Genomic DNA, 17,383 nt, shown 5'->3' on the forward strand with positions numbered 1-17,383 from the left:
TCAATCCACCACCGGCTCCCAGTCATCATCTGGGTTGAAGGCGTCGATGGCCGCGGCCGCCGCGGCAGTGTCCTCCCCCAAGTCGGCCTCATAGACCATGCCCCTTTGGTTGACCAAGAAGCTCATGATGCCGGAGTTGCCGTAGGCAGCGGGCCAGGCGAGGAGAGCAAAGCCGCCGGTGAGGTGCCCGTCGTTCATGTAGCTCATGGCGCCCCCAGGCGCGCTGGGTCCCTGGGCGGTGAGGATCCTGAAGTAATAGCCGTGGTAGGGGCGAGGCCCCTCCCCCTGCTTCCGGACCCCATATCCTTCATCGACCGCCTCCGCGACCAGTGGCCCCATGGGGCTCTCAGGCTCGCCCGATTCGGTCTGCCAATAGAGCCCGTCCCGCTTGCCCTGCGCACTCCATAGCCGCGCGGCGTAGGCACGGATGCCGTCCCCGTCCGGATCGGCCGCCGCGTATTCCAACTGAGCATCCACAAAGGCGCGGGCGGTGGCGATGGCGTGCAGCTCGTTGAGGCCGATGCGCCTGTCCAGCACCTCCTCGACCCCGGCCGCGGTATCGAAGTACCAACCCTCGTCGTCCCTGGCCAGCGGGATCGGGAAAGGCCAGTCCTCGGGTCCGATCACGAGGATGGCGCTGTCCTCGGTCTCATCCTCGATGTAGGCGGCCCCTTTGGCCAGCTCCACGAAGCGTTGGCGATCCGCGGCATCCGCCACCGGGTCTCCTGAGACGAGCTCGTCGAGGTCAGAGCCAAGCACCCCGTAGAGTGCATCCCGGCCGTCCTCGGCGGATGCCTCGATCAGCGCCATGGCGGCGGCATCCGGACTCTCGAAGCGCCTTGGCGGCACGCCTAGCGTCTCGGCCTCCCCTGCGGCCTCTGCGAGGGCATCCTGGGTCGCGCCCGCCACCGCGAGCGTGACGAACGGGGCATCTGATGCAGTCTGGGGAGTCACCGATGAGGCCTCCTCGGCGGCCAGCACACTGGCGAAAACGACGCCTGCGGTCAATCCGGCTAGCAAGTTGCAGATCTTGTTCATAGGGTTATCTTCGCTCGGACAGGCTTGCATTCGATGGACGCTGGCACCGGCTCTGCGTGCGGCGTGGCTTGGTGCTCAGCCTAATCATGGTCAGCGGATCAGCGACGAATGGCTCGACCACCGCCGCCACCCCTGCTGGCACCCGCCTTGGCCCGGCTCGCCCCGCCGCGGTTGCTCGCGGCTCGGGCAGCCTTGGGCTTGCCGGCCTTGAATGCGCTGGCCTTGTGCTTCGATGCCTGGCTGACCGCGGGTCGCTTGGCCTGTGGCCTCGCGGCGGTCTTGGCCGGGCGTTTAACCTGCGAGACCGGCGGCCGCTTGGCCGCGGTGTTCACCGGTCGCCTGGTCGCCGCCGCAGTGTTGACCTTGGGTTTCGCCTTTGCCTTCGCCTGGGCCGCCGGCGCCTTTGCCTGGACCTTGGCACGTGCCTGAGGGGCCTTCGCCTGGACTTTTGCGCGCGCATCGCCCGCGCTCGGACGCTGGTCCCTGTCGGCGAACGTGCGGCCGGCACCGCCCCGATCTTTGAGGTCGTCCAGCCTGCCGCTTTTCGCACCTTCGCGCCTCACCTGGTCCAGATCGGGCGCCTTGACCTGCCGGTCTCCGCCCTTCAGCCGGCCGCGGGCCTCATCGCGATCAATGGTGCGCTCTTTACGCTTGGCGGCGAACTTGTTCTCGGTGGATGAATTCCGGTAGCGCACTCCGCCCCGCCGCTCGGGGTTGTGCTCCCACTTCTTAACCTCGTTGCCGACGATCCCTTTGTTGATGTTGATGTCGCCGCGCTCGACGTTGCGGTCGATATCGATGTTGCGGGTGCGGTTCAGGTTGATATTGGCCGGCTCGCGCCAGCCGTTGTTGTTCCAATAATTGGGTTGGCCCCAATAGCTCGGTGCGCCGTAGTAGCCGGGCCCGCCATAGTAGAGGCGGTCATTCCGGTCGTCGTCATCGTCCCACATGATGGCGGCAGTCAGAAGCCCACCCGCCAAGGCGCCGAAGCCGAAATTCACGAGGCTGTCGGTGCCGCTCGACGAGGCCACCTCGCCGCTCGGGACATAGGCCGTCGCGGAGTCGCCGGCGGCTCGCCCGGCCGCGTAGCCCGCATCGTAGCTCGCGGTGGCATCGGCATAGGCGTCCGGATAGTACTCCTTCGCAGGGGGGCTGCTCTGCCCGTAAGCTTTCACCGGATCATAGGTGGGCAGATAGACCACCTCGGGCTGCGCGGGCTGAATGACAATGGTGTCCCCCGCCTTTTCGACCCGCTGGACCTCGTTACTCGTGAGTGCCCCGGCCTTGTCGGCCTCGCCGCGGAGGCGCTGTATGGTGTCCGTCAGCTCGCCCTGCTGAGCCAGCACGGCATCACCCAGGTCCTGGGTCCAGTCCAGGTTGTCACTCATAAACTCAAGTACGCTGGGGAAGAATGCCAGCGCCTTGACGCTGTCGTCCCATGGCTCCTGGTCGACGGCCTTCTGCAGGTCGTCGCCCTCCAGCCCTTCCCGGTCACCCAGCCAGCGATTGGCCTGGACTACGTCCAGCGGATAGGTGCTAGCCATCAGGATCTGGGCAATCAAGGCGTCCGGGTACAGCGCGATCGGCGCCACCAGTTGCTCGAGCTGGTCTGCGGGGATGAGCTCGGCATCCGCCTTCTCGGCGGCCCGGGCCTGGACCGCAAGACCCAAGCTGATGCTCAGGACCAAGGTCATGACCCGACGTGCAAGGTTGGACATCGCGGATCCTCCGGGTGGTAGAGCCTGAATTGTAATCAAGGCCGTTGGCATCGACCGCATGACCCGGTAACGGTCTTTCATTGTCAGCTCCGGGCCGGCGTAGGCACTATAACGCAATGCGCGAGGTGAGTCGGAAGGCCTACGCTATCGTGAGGCTGGTCGGTGCCTGCCGGGGCTCCGCCGGAGTGAACCGGAACACCCGAGTTGGCACGGAGTCAACCGCCTGCGGCGCTTGGGGCAAACGTTCGAGCGGATGAGCGAGTCGGTCGATCACGTGCGGCTGGTGGTGCCGGGCGTCGGCGTTTGCGCAATACACGTGGCAGATCCACGAATTGGCGCGCTATCCTAGCGTCGGTACCCGTTGTCCGGGGCTACGTCCTCTTCGGTCTCGTGCGATCCCTCGCTCGGGCCGAACAGCCGCCACTCGCTCTCACCAACGCAACACTCATGAGGAGCTTGACAATGGCTTTCAAAGACATGCTTGACCAGATGCTCGCCGCGGGTAAAGACCTGGCTGCCCAAGGGCAAGCCTACGCGCAGCAGCACATGAATCTGCCGCCGGCGGGACCGGAGCGCGACGCGGTCCTGTCCAACCTGGGCAAGGGCGCGCTCGCCGGCGGCACGCTGGCCCTGCTGCTGGGCAGCCGTGGCGGGCGCAAAGTCGCCGGAACAGCGGCCGCCCTGGGCGGACTCGGCATGTTGGGCAAGGTGGCTTTCGATGCTTACCAGACCTGGCAGGCCGACCAAGGCGCGGCGGTTGCGGAGCCGGGCACGCCCGTGGGTGAGCTGAGCGGTCCTGCCGCCGAACAGCGCAGCAGGGTCCTGTTCAAGGCGATGATCGCCGCCGCCAACGCCGACGGGCACATCGACGACGCCGAGCGCGCATCCATCCAAAATGCCGTCAGCGGATTCGGACTCGACGACGACATTCGACTGATGATCAATGCGGAATTGGCGCGGCCACTGAACGCGGCCGACATCGCGGCTGATGCCGATTCACCCGAGACCGCCGCTGAAATCTACCTGGCGTCGCTGTCCGTCATCGACCCAAATGATCCCAGCGAGCGTGCCTATCTGAACGAGCTTGCCGCCGCACTCCAGATCGAGCCGGCCCTGGCGCGCCATTTGGAGGGGACGGCCCAAGCAGCTTGACCATGTAAAGGGATCGATCGCGAAACACGCCAGGGAAGGCCCCGCCGCGGCGACAGACGGGCGGGCCATCTGGGAGGCGGGTCGTCCTTCAGACCTTGAGGACATCCTTGAGCTCGTCGAGGAATCCCTGCTCGGCGCCGCTCACGCGCTCGCCGCCGAATCCGAGGAAGCCCCCCTCCTTCGCGGCATTGGCGGCGGTCGTCGCCACGCTCATGAGCATGCCCTTGTAAGCCTCCACTTCCGCGGGCGTGGCCTTGCTGGCGACGAGATCAACCGCCCTCCGGACCTCCTCGAACGATGCCTTGCGGAGGCTCTGGACCTGCTGCTCGCGGTTGCCTTCACCGAGCAGGCTCTTGGGGTCGGGCATGCCCGGGATGCTCTGGTCGGCGAGCATCTCCTGGGCAAGCTCGACACCGCTCGCCGCTTTCAGGGCCTCGACCATGCCCTTCATGCCCCCGGCTGCCTCCTTGAGGGTTCCGAACAAGCCGCTCGGGTCCGAGGTACTGACACCGGCGGCAAGAATCGCGGGCACGGATCTCAGCAGGTTCCACTCGTCGGTCGTGAATGCGGTTTTCGTTGTCATCCTAGTCTCTCCGTCAGCTCGCTGGTGATGGGGTCTTCGCGCCGGGGGGTCCATGCCGGACGAGAGTTCCCAGTGCTCGCTGCCCGGTCGACGGACCGAGATTAACCGCCAAGCGGACTCCGCACAACGCTCGCCGAGCGCGATAGGTGACACGACAAGGGGGCTGTGCCCTGTCGTCATCCGGTTCCAGGGGCTGGGGATTCGCACCGCCTGAGCCCGTCCTCCCCCGGACAACGCCTGACAGCCTCTCGTTTGCGGGCCCGCCTTCGACGTAGAGATGCACGTCGCGCTGCGGGAAGGGGATGCCGATTCCCTCGGCATCGAAGCGTTGCTTGACCGCCTTGGTCACGTCCCAATAGACGTCCCAGTAATCGGCGGTCCTGGCCCACGGCCGACAGATGAAGATGACCGCCATGACGATCCAACGCACCGCGCCGACCAGGAAGTCTTCCAGCAACTTGGACACCCGACCCGATACCTGCAAGCCACGGTGCACAGCCCGGCTGAGGACATTGGACAGGATCCAGACGGCAGACAGGATATCCACGAACAGGACGATGTTCTTCGCCCAGCGCAGCCCGCCTTCCTCGGAGGTCGGCCACCCCTGGATCGCGACCCAGGCCGAGGTCGTGTCCTTGACATCGAGCGTTATACCGGTGACCGAGGTTATATCGAGGCGGTGATCCTTGATCTTTGCCAGGGTGTCGGCGTCGTCCTTGTCGGTCTTGGTTTCCAGCTCGTCGAGCGCTGCCTTGATGTGATCGATGAGCTGGGTGCGCTCCTCGGCCTTCGCCTTGAGCAGCGCCTGCCAGCCATCCACCTCCACCAGAAGCTCGTCCTTGGCCAAGGGCTTCAGCAGGAGGGCCGGCTCGGCCACGGGGTTCTCGGAGTCGCCGGTGGTCAGCGGCTGGGGCGGCGGCGCCTTCTCCTCGGCTGCGCATGCGACAGAGAGACCAACACCAGCATCACCCGAAACGCCACTGCCGCCGTGATCCGGATCCGCTGAACCATTCCGTGTAAACCTCATTGTGTCGAGATGAGCGTCTGTGAGGCTGGACACCTTCTATCAACCGGCGTCACACTCGAGTCGGTTTCGTTTTGTTTCACGTTTTGCTGGTTGATCGAACCCGGCGGAGGAATCGCGGCGCAGTGTTCCGTTCGCTCGGGCATTCCCGGCCCGATCAGGGCACAAGGAAGACTTGGCCCCAGTCGTCCTTCATCGACACGACGACCCAGCCGTTCCGCGGGAACAGACAGCCAAGACGGCGGGCACCGCCAGGCGGCCAACCAGACCGGCAGCTCATCCGCGGGCATGGGCCGGGCGATGGCGAAGCCCTGGGCGAGATCGCAGCCGAGACGCAGCAACAGCTCCCCGTGGGCTCGGGTCTCGACCCCCTCGACGATGACCTGCCGGTGCAAGGTCGCGGCCAGGCTGAGCACTCCCTGAAGGATCGCCTGATCATCGGGGTTGTTGAGCAGGTCGCGCACGAGGCCCTGATGGACATTCAAGCGATGGACCGGCAGCCGCCTCAGGCAGGTGAGCGAGGAATAGCCGCTGCCGAAATCGTCCAGGGCGAAGGCCACACCGAGGCCGCGGCAGGCTTGAGCCAGAGGTGTGATCAGGGCCAACTCTTGCAGCGCCGTCGCCTCGACGATCTCGAGCTCCAGGTCGCCAGGCTCAACACCCGGATGGGCCGCCAGGCGGCTGCGAAGGCGGTCCAGGAAATCGCCTTGGCGGAGTTGCTGCACCGCCACGTTGACGCTGACCGGCAAGCTCAGCCCGTTAGACCGCCAGGTCTCGAGTTGGTCCAGCACCGTGTCGAGCACCCAATTGCCGAGCTCGACAGCAAGCGGGTGTCCGTCGATGATGGACAGGACCTCGGCGGGCAGGACGAAACCGCGTTGGGGATGCCGCCAACGCAGCAGGGCCTCGACGCCGACCACCTCTCCGGTCAGCATGCGCACCCGGGGCTGGTAATGGAGCACGAGCTCCCCGGCGAGCATGCCCTGGCGGATCCGTTCCAGCTCGCTGTAGCGGCGGCGCAGCGCGCGATCACGCTCGGCGTCGAAGATGTGGTAGCGGTTCCTTCCGGCCACCTTGGCCTGATACATCGCCTGGTCGGCCTGCCGAAGCAACTGATCGGCATCCGCCTTCTCAGGCCCGGGGTAGAAGGTGACCCCCAGGCTGGCGGTCACCCGCAGCACCTCGCCGTCGACCCGCATCGCCCGCGCAGCCGCCCCGAGCAGCCGATCCAGAATCGGGAGGCAGGCCTCCGTGTCGGTCAAGTCGGGTAGCACGGCAACGAACTCGTCGCCGCCGAGGCGTGCCAGGGTGTCGCCTTCGCGCAGGGCATCCTGCATGTGCTCGGCGACGACGGGGAGCAGACGGTCACCGACGGCGTGACCATAGGTGTCGTTGACGACCTTGAAGCCGTCCAGGTCGACGTACACGACGCCGAGCCGCCGGCTCGTTCTTTCGGCCCGCACCATGGCCTGCTGCAGACGGTCGGACAGGAGGACGCGGTTTGGCAGGCCGGTGAGCACATCGAAATGCGCGATGTACTCGAGCTGGCGTTGATGCTCCTTGATCGCCGTGATGTCGGAGTAGATCGCCACGTAGCGCACCAGCTGGCCACGATCATCGTGCACAGCGCTGATGGTCACCAGCGCGACGAAGCGCTTCCCGTCCTTGCGCCGGTTCAAGATCTCCCCGGTCCAATGGCCGTGCTCGGTCAGCCCGCGCCACATGTCCTCGTATAGGAAGCGATCTCGACGATCAGATCCGAGCATCTTCGGGTTTCTTCCGATCACCTCGTCGCGGCGATAGCCGCTGATCTTGGTGAAGGCGTCGTTGACGTCGAGGATATCGCCGTTCGGCGCGGCGATCACCACGCCTTCGCGCGCATGACTGAAGACACTGGCAGCCTCGCGCAGACGATCCTCCGTCCGCTTGCGCTCGGTGATGTCCTCGACAATGCCTTCGACGCGGTTGTAAAGGCCGTTTTCACCCCTCACCGGGTGCGAGATGACAGCCACGGTACCGATGCCCCCGTCGGGGCGGCGGAACTGGAGCTCATAGCGCGGGGGCGTCTCGCCGGTGACCATCATCGCCCTGATGTTGGCCCAGGCCGACTCTCGGCTCGCCGGCAACCAGGGGATCAACTCGAAGCTGGATCCGATCAGGCGTTCCAAGGAGATGCCGAAGATGTGCTCCGCGCCCTTGGTCGCATACTCCACGATGCCGTCGTCACGATGGCTGTAGATCACATAGTTTGGGCCGATGTCCTCGACCAGGCGCTGGAATCTGCGCCGGCTCTTCTCCAGCGCCAGGACCGCCCACGGAGCCTCTCCCGTCTGCCGGGCGGCGCCCTGGCTGCTGATGGCGAGGCCGTTCTCACGACCGCGCCGACGCAGGTTGGTCTCGACCCGCATGAGACGCTGGTCGTCCGCGCCCTAGAGCCGCGAGGCCGCGGCCAGCAGGGGTCCGCTGAACGCGATGTGGTCGAGGACATCGCCAGAGTCGAAGTCCCAGGCGACGTGCCGATACAGCAGCGAGACCTCTGCCCCCCCGGCCGTCTCGCCCTGGATACCGGCGGCCCAGAGATAACACGCGGCGCTGTACTGCCAGTCACCCTCGGTGTCGGCGGCCAGCACGGGAAGAGGTGTGCCGGCGAGTGCGCCGGCGGCGAGGGCACTGAGTGACAGGGGGCGAAGGATCGATCGGGTCATTGTCATGCCTCCTGGCGGCGATCGCTATCGTCGTCGCGTGCTGATGAATGGCGATGCTGCGCTCCCCGATTCCGAGCCCCCGGAACGGAGTGCATCCGCCTCTCCTCGCTGACCGTCGTAGCAACAGGCTACAAACAATCGATGAACAAGTGGTGACCATGCGCTGACGAATAGTGCTCTCTCACGCAGCAGAAAGGAAGACAGGGCCCGGCCCAGCTGGCGTGAGGAAAGCGGTGATGTCGGAGCGTTTAGCGTCCGGGCCATGAACGGCCCGGCATTTTCAAGCGCCCTCAGCGATGGAAAATGCGAGGATTCAGAACTCGCACTTTCAAGTCGCGAGCCGATCCCGCCGGCGCGTCGCATGCCGGCGGACCGACACGACTGGATTGACCCGCGTCCGGCGCAACCCGAAATCTCCAGCGCTGCGCCAGGGCTTCCCTCCCAGGAGAGGACCCGCACAAGGGCCGGAGCGGTGCTGCCCTTGATCTCCCTGTGCCCGCGCCGGATGCTTAGCCCGAATGAAGTACGAGCGGATTTGGGGAGCCCTGTCGGGGTCGTAGCGGATGTGACAGAACCCGATCGGCAGCGACGAGGTTCAGGTCGCCAGATGAGGAGTCAGCGCTCGTCCGGATCCTTGCTCGTTCCCTGAACGATCTGGGCCCGGAGCTGCTGCACCTCCGGATCGCCGGGTGCGTCGGCGTCAAGCTGGTCGAGCCAGCCGATCGCGACATCGCGCCGGCCCAGCTTGGCGTTGTACCGGATCAAGGCGACCAACAGGTCCCGATTGGCAGGGTCGCGTTCCCGGGCGGCCTCGAGCAGCGGCAAGGCCTCGGCGGTGCGGCCGGCGCCGTCCAGGGCAACCGCATAGACATACTGATAACGGGTGTTCTCCGGGGCCAGCTCCGCGGCGCGCGACAGCTCATCAATGGCGCCGTCCATCCGTTGAGCACGCACCAGCGCGAGCCCCAAGGCGTGATGCAGGGCCGGGTTATCCGGCTCCGAGGCCAGCCCGGCCCGGAGCTCGGCCTCGGCGTCCCGCTCCCGCCCCTGCTCCCGATAGAGGTCCGCCAGGTTCGCGCGGGCAGGGGTGAAGCGCGGATCGAGGCGCAGCGCGGTGCGATAGGCCTGCTCCGCGAGCTTGGACTCGCCGGCTGCCGCCGCAACCAGGCCCAGGTTCAGGTGCGACTCGGGCCGGTCAGCGTTCACCATCTGCGCCGCGACGTATTCCTCCAGGGCGGCGCTCATCTGATCGCGAAGCCTGCCACCGATCCCTTGGCGCATCACCGGCGCGAGCACCCGCGCCGCCTCCAGCCGTGCCGTGCGTGCCGGGTCGGAGAGCAGCGGCCAGCCCAGCTCGACCCGGGTCCGCAGGTCCGCCAAGTCCAGGAGGTCGAGCGCCTGCGCACGGACGTGCGCGTCGGAGTCGGCAAGAAGCCGCCGGACCGTCATCAGTGCCTCGGGGCTGGGATGTTCGCGCAGGCGCGCGAGCGCGCTGGCCCGGACGATCGCCGGCTGATCCAGATCTCCTGCCAGGGCCAGGAGGCGGGCGGCCGCGTCCGGGACGTTGCGCTCAGCCGCGTGCAGCGCCTCGCCGAAGTGCGTCCCCCGATAGGGCGAGTCGGGGTACCACGCCGCCACGGCGGCCGAAGCCCAGGTGGCATCCTGGTCCTGGTGACAGCTATTGCAGGCGTTGGGTGTGCCCAGGGTGAGTGTCAGATCCGGACGCGGTACCCGCATGCTGTGATCCGCGCGCTCGTCCACCACCATGTAGTAGCGCTGGGGCATGTGGCAGGACACACAGGCGGCGCCGGCCGTGCCCGGCTCATGGTGATGGTGCTGGGGTGCATCGTAGCGGCTGGCGACATGGCAGCGGGCGCACACCGCGTTGCCCTCGGCGTGCAGACGCAGACTATGGGGCTCGTGGCAGTCACCGCACACCACCCCCTGGTGATACATGCGGCTCTGGATGAAGGAGCCGAAGACATACACCTCGTCCTCGATCTGACCGTCAGGAAAGTAGAGCCCCGGATCCAAGAGGGCGAGCCGGAACGCCTGGTGCAGAGGCTCACCCGGCGTCAGCTCATCCCAGATGCGCCCGCGCCGGGAGTGACACCGCGCGCAGGTCTGCGTCTGGACCTGTGCGCTGCCGTCAGGCGCGCGGAGCACCGAGCGCACCGGTTTGCCGGTTTCGGGATCGATTCGCCAGGTCCCGCCGTCGTGATCCTTCAGGTCCACCATCAGGCCGCGACTGACCGCGTCGATCGTGGCCGCTTCCGCCGAACCTGTGGTCCCGCCGTTCCCCGCCTGTGCCTGTTCCGCAGAGTGGGCTCTGGCCCACTCAACATGGCGGGCACCGGGTCCATGACAGGCCTCGCAGGCAACATTGATCTCCGCGTAGCGTGTGTCGTAGACATTGCCCTCCGGATCGTAGCGCTTCTGCAAGTCGGTGGAGTGGCAGTCCGCGCACTGATAGTTCCAGGTCTGGTCCGGGGCGGTCCAATGAAGCGGGTTCGTATGGCTCATGGACTCGCCCGGATAGAGATGGAACCATTGCTGACCTCCTTGTTCCTTGGGACGCGAGTCCCAGGCCAATCCCAGGCTCTGAAGCCGCCCGCCCGGAAACGCGATCAGATACTGCTGCAGTGGATACCAGCCGAAGGTGTAGCGGATCGGGTAGTCCCGAAGCTCACCGTCAGGCCCGTCTGTCTGGACGAGGAACTGACCGTCCCGTTGGAAAAAGCGCGAAGTCACGCCGTGGGCGGTGAGCTCGGCGTTGTCGAAATCGCCAAGAACGGTCGCGGCAGTGGCTTCCTTCATGGCGAGGTCGTGATGGGAACCTGTCCACAGGTCCAGCTCCTTCTCGTGACACTCCCCGCAGATCGCGGCGCCCACGTAGCCGCGCTCGCCCCGCTTTGGGTCCAACAAGGGATCACCCCCAGGCGTGGGCGAGTGATCCGCTGGAAGCATAGGCGGGGACGCAAGGGCGGCAAGGCAAAGGGCAATCGCGAATGTGAAACGGCTCATGCGGAACGGCTCCTGAGGTGACCGGAGCGGCCAGGATAAGGGGCGCGGGGCGCGCTCACCAGCAGGCTCGAGCCCAGGCGGCAGCGGTCAGCGCGCAATCAGGTGCCCGACGATCGCCTGGATCGCCGGGTGCTCCATCAGGCGAAGAAAACGTGGGTCGGACCTCAGTGCCTCCAGGTCGCCGGACACGACCAGCCGGACGAGCTCGGGATCTGAGAGCGCCGCGTGCAGCTCAGGATCCCCCTGCAGGGCCGTCACTGAGCTTAGGATCTCAGGGTCGCCGACAATTCGCCGCTGAACACCCGCAATCCCACCGCCAGGGTCGGCGGGTGCAGAGCCGAGCATCGCAGCGGAGGCAGCGGTTGCTGCCGTGGGGCGGATCGACAGCACGTCCGCCTCCTTGACCTCGACCTCGCCGATCACCGAGCTGCGGATGCGGTAGCGGCCGTCTCCCACTCCGACCAGCTCGCCCGAGAGCACGCTGCCGTCACGCAGCTCGATCCGGCTCTCCCCCGCCTCGAGCACGGCGACACCCGGGACCCAGAGCAGCACACCGGCGAGAATCAAGGCCGGCAACGCAGGCGCGGCGCCGCGTCGGACGACGACATACAAGGACATGGGAAACCGCTCCATCGTTTGCGCCGGTCGACCCGGGCTATGGCCCAAAGCGCCCGGCCCTTCAGAAGTCGCCGAAGGTGTTGCAATCACTCAGGCGGCCGCTCCTGACCCCCCGTGCGAACCATTCGGCGCGTTGCTTGGAGGTGCCGTGCGTAAAGGTATGGGGAATGGCGAAGCCCTGCGCCTGTCGCTGAAGCCGGTCGTCTCCGATCGACGACGCCGCGACCAGGGCCTCCTCGAGGTCGCCCTCTTCCAGGATATCGAACATCTTCTGGGCATGGTTCGCCCAGACGCCCGCGTAGCAATCGGCCTGCAGCTCGACCCGGACCTGGAGCTGGTTCTGCTTGGCATCGCTCCGAAGCTGCTGCTTCGCGCTCTGCACCTGGTCCAGGGTACCTTCCAGGTTCTGGATGTGGTGACCGATCTCATGGGTGAGGACATAGGCGCGCGCGAAATCGCCCTCCGCACCGTGCTGCCTCTCGAGGTCTTCGAAGAAGCCCAGGTCGACATAGACCTTCAGGTCCTCAGGGCAATAAAACGGCCCCATGCGGGCACTGGCGGGTCCGCATCCGCTCACGGTCGAGCCGCGGTACAGGACCAGGGTGGGGAAGTGGTAGCGCTGCCCTGCCTCGGCGAAGATCCGGCCCCAGACGGCCTCCGCATCCGCGTGCACGGTCTTGATGAAGGCGGCCAGCTCCTCGTCCTGCTCCTCGTTGACGAACATCGGGCTGCCGCCGCCGGTAAAGACGGAGAGGTTGGTGCCGGCGAAGTAGGCGAGCGCGCCGATTCCCAGAATCGCGAGTCCGAGCTTGGACCGCAGTAGCGGCTTGATGATCGGCCACAGGAACAGGAGCGTCCCGATGGAGGGCAGGCCGCCTCCGCCCGGACCCGCGGCCCCGCCGCTGCTGTGTCGTCTGTCATCGACATGGGTACTTTGCTTTCGATTGCGCCATTTCATTTTTCACACCAATGAGTTAAGAACAGTGGGTGCGACGCTCCGAGCAGGTGACAGTGGCGAGCCGCACCCGGAGGACTTGGCTGTCCTATCGCCATGACCCGCGATTTTACTGCGTTTTGCGCGGCTGATTCCGTTTCGCGATCAGGCCTGGTCGCCGGCCTGCCGGACGCTATAATGTCGCGCTTTCCCCGCTCGTGGCTGATACAGGCGGCTTGTATGCCATTGATGACTCGCGCCATAGCCGAGCTGATCGGCACCTTTTGGTTGGTACTTGGCGGATGCGGTGCCGCCGCCTTCCTGATCTGGTTTATCGCCGCCGACATGGGGATGCACAAAGAGGGTCAGGCAACCTTCGAGCTCGCCGCCAACAGTCTGGCCGTAAACGGGTATGGGTCTCTCTCGCCCCAGGGCTACGGGATGATGGCGGGTCTGGTGACCGAGATCGTCATGACCGCCATGTTCCTCTTCATCATCCTCGGTGTCACCGACAAACGTGGCACAGCCGTGGCCGGGGGCCTGAGGCGCCGGCGCGATCCATGAGGGCGGCCGCTTGCGTCCGGCCGCCCCCGGGCCCGGCCCGACTCGCACGGCCGGCCAGAGCAACGCGAAACCGATCCCGTCTGATCACAATGCCAAGCCCCGAATGTCCCCGGAAGACTTACCCACACCCTTGACCGATCTGCGCCGACGGGTGAACGTCGCTCGCGATCTGATTCGCGCCGTCATGGCAGAGCTGGTCGGCCCGAGCGACCTCGTGTTCGACTTTTACCGCGAATGGAACGGGTGCTGGCGCGTGCGCATCGAGATCCGGGAGCCGATCAAGGGGAGACTGGAGTTCACCCTACTGGATACGCCCGGTGGCGGCATGCTCGCCCTGCCCCGCCCGCTGCCGGAGCGCTGGAGATCGGAGACGGGGATCCCGGCGACCGACGGGACGCGTTGGAGCCTGGACGCTGAAGGCCAGCTCACGCCCTTTCCGCGCCCGGACGGCCGCTCAAGCTAGTCGCTGTGTCACCTTGACAAACGCAAGGGTGCGAAGCGGCTTGGTAGACGCTGATTGTTTGGCCATCCCGGCAACAAAGCAGCGCGGAACGGCGAGATTCCCCAACACCCCTTGCGGTGCACAAGCCCTTTCAGGACCTACGCAAGCACGTCCTGCCAACCTACGTAAGGGCGCAGCACCTCCGGGACGATGACGCGGCCGTCCGAGTCTTGATAGTTCTCCAGCACCGCGACCAGGGTGCGGCCTACGGCCAGACCGGAGCCGTTGAGGGTATGGAGCAGCTCGGGCTTGCCAGTATCTGGATTGCGCCAACGGGCTTGGAGCCGTCGCGCCTGGAAATCCCCAAAGCTGCTGCAGGATGAGATCTCCCGGTAGGTTTCCTGGCCAGGAAGCCAAACCTCGAGATCGTAGGTCTTGCATGCCGCGAACCCGAGGTCTCCCGCACAGAGGGTCACCACTCGATAGGCCAGGCCCAGGCGCTGCAGAATTGTCTCGGCATGTCCGGTCAGGTCCTCCAAGGCCTGGAACGCATCCTCCGGTCGCACCGCCTGCACCAGCTCCACCTTCTCGAACTGGTGCTGGCGGATCATCCCGCGTGTGTCCTTTCCGTAAGAGCCGGCCTCGCTGCGGAAGCAGGGCGTATGGGCGACCCATTTTCGCGGCAGCTCGCCGGCAGCGAGGATGCGGTCGCGCAGCAGGTTGGTGACGGGAACCTCGGCGGTCGGGATCAGATAGAGGTCGCGCTCCCCCGGGACCTTAAAGAGCTCCTGCTCGAACTTGGGCAGCTGACCGGTGCCGTAGAGGCTGTCCGCATTGACCAGATAGGGGACATAGACCTCGGTGTAGCCATGCTCGCGTGTGTGGGTGTCGAGCATGAATTGGATCAAGGCCCGATGCAGACCTGCCAGCGGACCTGACAGCACGACGAACCGCGAGCCAGCGAGCTTGGCGGCCAGGTCGAAATCCATCCAACCGTTGAGCGATCCGAGCTCGACGTGGTCGCGCGGCTGGAAAGCGAAGGACGGCGGCTCACCCCAACGCCGCTCTTCGCGGTTGTCACGCTCGTCGCGCCCGTCGGGCACGCTGGCATGCGGAAGGTTAGGCAGACTCAGGCCGATCGCGTCCGCCGTCTGCCGGATCTCGTCCAAACGGGCCTCGGCCGCCTTCAACCGGTCGCCCAGGTCCGAGACCTCGGCGAGCAGCGGCACGATGTCCGCACCCGATGCCTTCGCTTGGCCGATCGCCTTGGAACGGGCGTTACGCTCACCCTGCAAGGCCTGCACCTGCATCTGCAACCCCTTGCGCTCGGTCTCCAAGGACTCGATCCGCCCAGTGTCGAGAACCAGTCCACGACGCGCCAGGTGCGCGGCGACCTCCGCCAAACGGGTGCGCAGCAGGCGTGGGTCTAGCATTGAAGCTCCTCTGATTCGACACCGACCGGCCAGGATACGATATGCCCGGGCGGCAAGAAACGCTCAATGCGTGCGATCGCGCCCGCCGCCTTCTCGGGACGATCGAAGAACTCCACCACCAATGGCAGATCGAGCGACAGGTCGATCAGTGAGGCGGCGTGCCGTTTGCCGGAGGCACCGAAACCCTCGATCCCCCGCATCACCGTGACCCCGCAGACACCAAGCTCATTGTGCAGACAATCGAGCAGCTGCTTCAGCGCATGGTCGGATTCAGACAGATAGACCCGCACCATGAGCGCCTCTTGCCGACTCATAGCGACCTCCCGAGAATGATCCCCACCCAGCAAAGCAGGACGCAGAGCAAAACGCTCATGATCATGTTCACAAAGGCCCCCACGATGGCCCCCTCCTCCAGCAGATTCAGGGTCTCGATCGAAAAGGTCGAGAAGGTCGTAAAGGCGCCGAGAAAGCCGATCAATATGGCTGCGCGCCATTCCGGTGCCGCACTCAGCCGTTCCAGGAACAGGACAAACAGGAGCCCCATCAGGAACGAGCCGAGCACGTTGACCGCGAGCGTGCCCCAGGGGAAATCCCGCCCGAGCAGTCCATAGACCGCGTTCGAGGCCCCGTAGCGCGCCACCGCCCCGAACGCGCCACCGGCGGCGATTGCGATGAGCTGAAGCATCCATCCCCCTGCTTTGATGTGGGATCCGCGACGGCCATGCCATCCGATCGCGGCCAACCCAGGAGCCTGTCGGACGGAGGATGAATCGGCTGCGGAAGCGGGAGAAGGGCCATGTCGCCCCGCTTTTTCGTTACATAGCCCCCACTATGCGCCTCAAAACCGGAACGACATGGCCTCACTCTCCCACTCTCTCGCGTCGATCCCCCTAAGTCCGACAGGCTCCTAGGCCTTGAGAAACGCCATCGAGAAATCGCCGGACAGATAGCCTTCTTCCAACCGCGGCTCCGCGCCCAACTCGCCGGCAAGCGCGGCGAGGTCCCTCGGCTGCTGGAAATTGTAGCTGCCCGGCCCGTCCGTGCCCTTGAGCAGGTTAAAGACGAAGCCGCGCCCGGATGCGCCGTAGCAGTGGCGGATGAAGCACCAGGTCTCCTCGCGTGTGAGGTTGTTCATGGCACCGCTGCACAGGTAGTAATCGGCATCCGGGAGGCGGTCGTGCAGAACGTCACAGAGGCGGATCTCACACCCCGTGCGCCGACGCGCCGCCTCCACCATCGGCTCCAGGACATCGAGCCCGATATAGCGCGCGGGTATGTCGTTGCGTTTCAGTAGGTAGCGATAGAGGTCGCCGAAACCACAGCCCGCGTCGACGAGCATCAGATCGGAGAGGTCGGCCGGCAAGAGCCGGCGCAGCACCTCGAAGCGCAGCTCCTGCGTGTGCGTCGACATCCATTGAACCCCTTTGGCGGTCTCGCCGTGGGAGGCCAACGAATCCAGATAGAAACGGGTCGTGTCAAGCCGCGGCATGGTCTGAGTCCACCGTGTCAGATCCGCGAGAGGTTCTGGATCGCTGCGATGGCGCCCTTCCCGGCGGCATCGATATCCGCCTCCCGACCCGCCAGTGTCAGGCGCCCGAAGGCCCCGACCGCGCGCACATCGATGAGCGTCACACTCGCCGCCTTCTCGGCCTCGTTAGCGGCGTACACGATATAGCCGGCCGGCTCGGTCTCCAGGATGAACATGCTCTGTCCCGGCAGGATCATGGAACCGCGTCGATCCTGCCGGTTGATCAGGACCGCATGATCCGGCGTGATGGCGCGAATGGTCTCGTTCCAGGCGATGCGGCATGTCCGGCGAGCCCCCTCGGTCGAGTCGAGTGCGTTGAGCACCACGCGGCCGGCATCCATCACGTCGCTCTGATCGCGGTGGTGGATCACCATCGACCCGAAGGCACGCTCGACGACCTGCTGCCCGAGGTGGACCCGCGTGGCCTTGAGCGCGATGTCGGTGAGGCGATGGATCGCCATTCCGGGTGCCACCTCGAGCCACAGGCAGGCATCGCCGGGCACCGGGAGGAAGCCTTGCGAGACCGAGCCCAGGTACTCGGCCAATTGGGGCTGCAGCGAATCGATGAAGACGTAGGTCCGAAGCTCGATCATTGTTCTCTTCTGATTGGAAAGGCCCGA

The 17,383-nt window shown here is 65.8% G+C and carries 17 protein-coding genes; 3 read left to right on the forward strand and 14 right to left on the reverse strand.

Going from position 1 to position 17,383, the window contains the following annotated elements; genetic code table 11:
- Positions 1-1,038 (reverse strand): DUF2950 domain-containing protein, encoded by a 1,038-nt coding sequence (locus tag LJE61_RS10430; protein ID WP_296918330.1) that lies wholly within the window; start codon positions 1,036-1,038, stop codon positions 1-3.
- A gap of 98 nt (positions 1,039-1,136) precedes the next feature.
- On the reverse strand, positions 1,137-2,756 hold the full coding sequence (locus tag LJE61_RS10435) for a DUF3300 domain-containing protein (RefSeq protein ID WP_296918332.1): 1,620 nt from the start codon (positions 2,754-2,756) through the stop codon (positions 1,137-1,139).
- A 462-nt stretch (positions 2,757-3,218) separates the two neighbouring features.
- Between LJE61_RS10435 and LJE61_RS10440 the strand changes: the two genes are divergently transcribed.
- Positions 3,219-3,908 carry a tellurite resistance TerB family protein gene (locus LJE61_RS10440; protein WP_296909839.1) on the forward strand — a complete coding sequence of 230 codons (690 nt, stop codon included), beginning with the start codon at positions 3,219-3,221 and terminating at the stop codon, positions 3,906-3,908.
- 88 nt (positions 3,909-3,996) lie between these two features.
- Here the strand turns inward: LJE61_RS10440 and LJE61_RS10445 are convergent, their stop codons facing one another.
- From LJE61_RS10445 to ypfJ, 7 genes are all read right to left on the reverse strand, one after another.
- The gene (locus LJE61_RS10445) at positions 3,997-4,491 is read right to left on the reverse strand and encodes a hypothetical protein (RefSeq protein ID WP_296909840.1); all 495 of its coding nucleotides are present in this window, start codon (positions 4,489-4,491) and stop codon (positions 3,997-3,999) included.
- Positions 4,492-4,504: 13 nt separating this feature from the next.
- Positions 4,505-5,368, reverse strand: coding sequence for a hypothetical protein (locus tag LJE61_RS10450; protein ID WP_296909841.1), 864 nt, complete (start codon positions 5,366-5,368; stop codon positions 4,505-4,507).
- Positions 5,369-5,514: 146 nt separating this feature from the next.
- A complete protein-coding gene (locus tag LJE61_RS10455; protein WP_296918334.1) occupies positions 5,515-7,923 on the reverse strand; it encodes a putative bifunctional diguanylate cyclase/phosphodiesterase in 2,409 nt (802 codons plus the stop codon).
- A 21-nt stretch (positions 7,924-7,944) separates the two neighbouring features.
- Positions 7,945-8,220 (reverse strand): hypothetical protein, encoded by a 276-nt coding sequence (locus tag LJE61_RS10460; RefSeq protein ID WP_296918336.1) that lies wholly within the window; start codon positions 8,218-8,220, stop codon positions 7,945-7,947.
- A 615-nt stretch (positions 8,221-8,835) separates the two neighbouring features.
- Positions 8,836-11,244, reverse strand: coding sequence for a tetratricopeptide repeat protein (locus LJE61_RS10465; RefSeq protein WP_296918338.1), 2,409 nt, complete (start codon positions 11,242-11,244; stop codon positions 8,836-8,838).
- Positions 11,245-11,331: 87 nt separating this feature from the next.
- Positions 11,332-11,862: a hypothetical protein gene (locus LJE61_RS10470; protein ID WP_296909848.1), complete on the reverse strand. Its 531-nt coding sequence runs from the start codon at positions 11,860-11,862 to the stop codon at positions 11,332-11,334.
- A 61-nt stretch (positions 11,863-11,923) separates the two neighbouring features.
- Complete coding sequence (gene ypfJ, locus LJE61_RS10475; protein WP_296909850.1) at positions 11,924-12,820, reverse strand: KPN_02809 family neutral zinc metallopeptidase; 897 nt, start codon at positions 12,818-12,820, stop codon at positions 11,924-11,926.
- Between the two features lie 216 nt (positions 12,821-13,036).
- On the opposite strand from ypfJ, the gene LJE61_RS10480 reads away from it, so the two are divergent.
- Together LJE61_RS10480 and LJE61_RS10485 are read left to right on the forward strand one after the other, a co-directional pair.
- Entirely contained in the window at positions 13,037-13,360 is a 324-nt protein-coding gene (locus tag LJE61_RS10480) for an MIP/aquaporin family protein (RefSeq protein WP_296909852.1), read from the forward strand.
- 103 nt (positions 13,361-13,463) lie between these two features.
- A complete protein-coding gene (locus LJE61_RS10485; protein ID WP_296909853.1) occupies positions 13,464-13,823 on the forward strand; it encodes a hypothetical protein in 360 nt (119 codons plus the stop codon).
- A 137-nt stretch (positions 13,824-13,960) separates the two neighbouring features.
- Here the strand turns inward: LJE61_RS10485 and serS are convergent, their stop codons facing one another.
- The 5 genes from serS to LJE61_RS10510 all read right to left on the reverse strand — a co-directional run bounded on the left by serS (position 13,961) and on the right by LJE61_RS10510 (position 17,356).
- On the reverse strand, positions 13,961-15,235 hold the full coding sequence (serS, locus tag LJE61_RS10490) for a serine--tRNA ligase (RefSeq protein WP_296909854.1): 1,275 nt from the start codon (positions 15,233-15,235) through the stop codon (positions 13,961-13,963).
- Positions 15,229-15,549, reverse strand: a complete 321-nt coding sequence (locus LJE61_RS10495) for a putative PII-like signaling protein (RefSeq protein ID WP_296909856.1) — start codon at positions 15,547-15,549, stop codon at positions 15,229-15,231. Before LJE61_RS10495 ends, serS begins: the two co-directional genes overlap by 7 nt.
- A complete protein-coding gene (gene crcB, locus LJE61_RS10500; protein WP_296909858.1) occupies positions 15,546-15,920 on the reverse strand; it encodes a fluoride efflux transporter CrcB in 375 nt (124 codons plus the stop codon). The genes LJE61_RS10495 and crcB overlap by 4 nt, the downstream gene beginning before the upstream one ends.
- A gap of 222 nt (positions 15,921-16,142) precedes the next feature.
- Positions 16,143-16,724, reverse strand: coding sequence for a class I SAM-dependent methyltransferase (locus LJE61_RS10505; RefSeq protein WP_296909860.1), 582 nt, complete (start codon positions 16,722-16,724; stop codon positions 16,143-16,145).
- 17 nt (positions 16,725-16,741) lie between these two features.
- Entirely contained in the window at positions 16,742-17,356 is a 615-nt protein-coding gene (locus LJE61_RS10510; RefSeq protein WP_296909862.1) for a hypothetical protein, read from the reverse strand.
- Positions 17,357-17,383: the final 27 nt, after the last annotated feature.

Source organism: Thiocapsa sp. (assembly GCF_022340925.1).
Taxonomy (GTDB): domain Bacteria; phylum Pseudomonadota; class Gammaproteobacteria; order Chromatiales; family Chromatiaceae; genus Thiocapsa.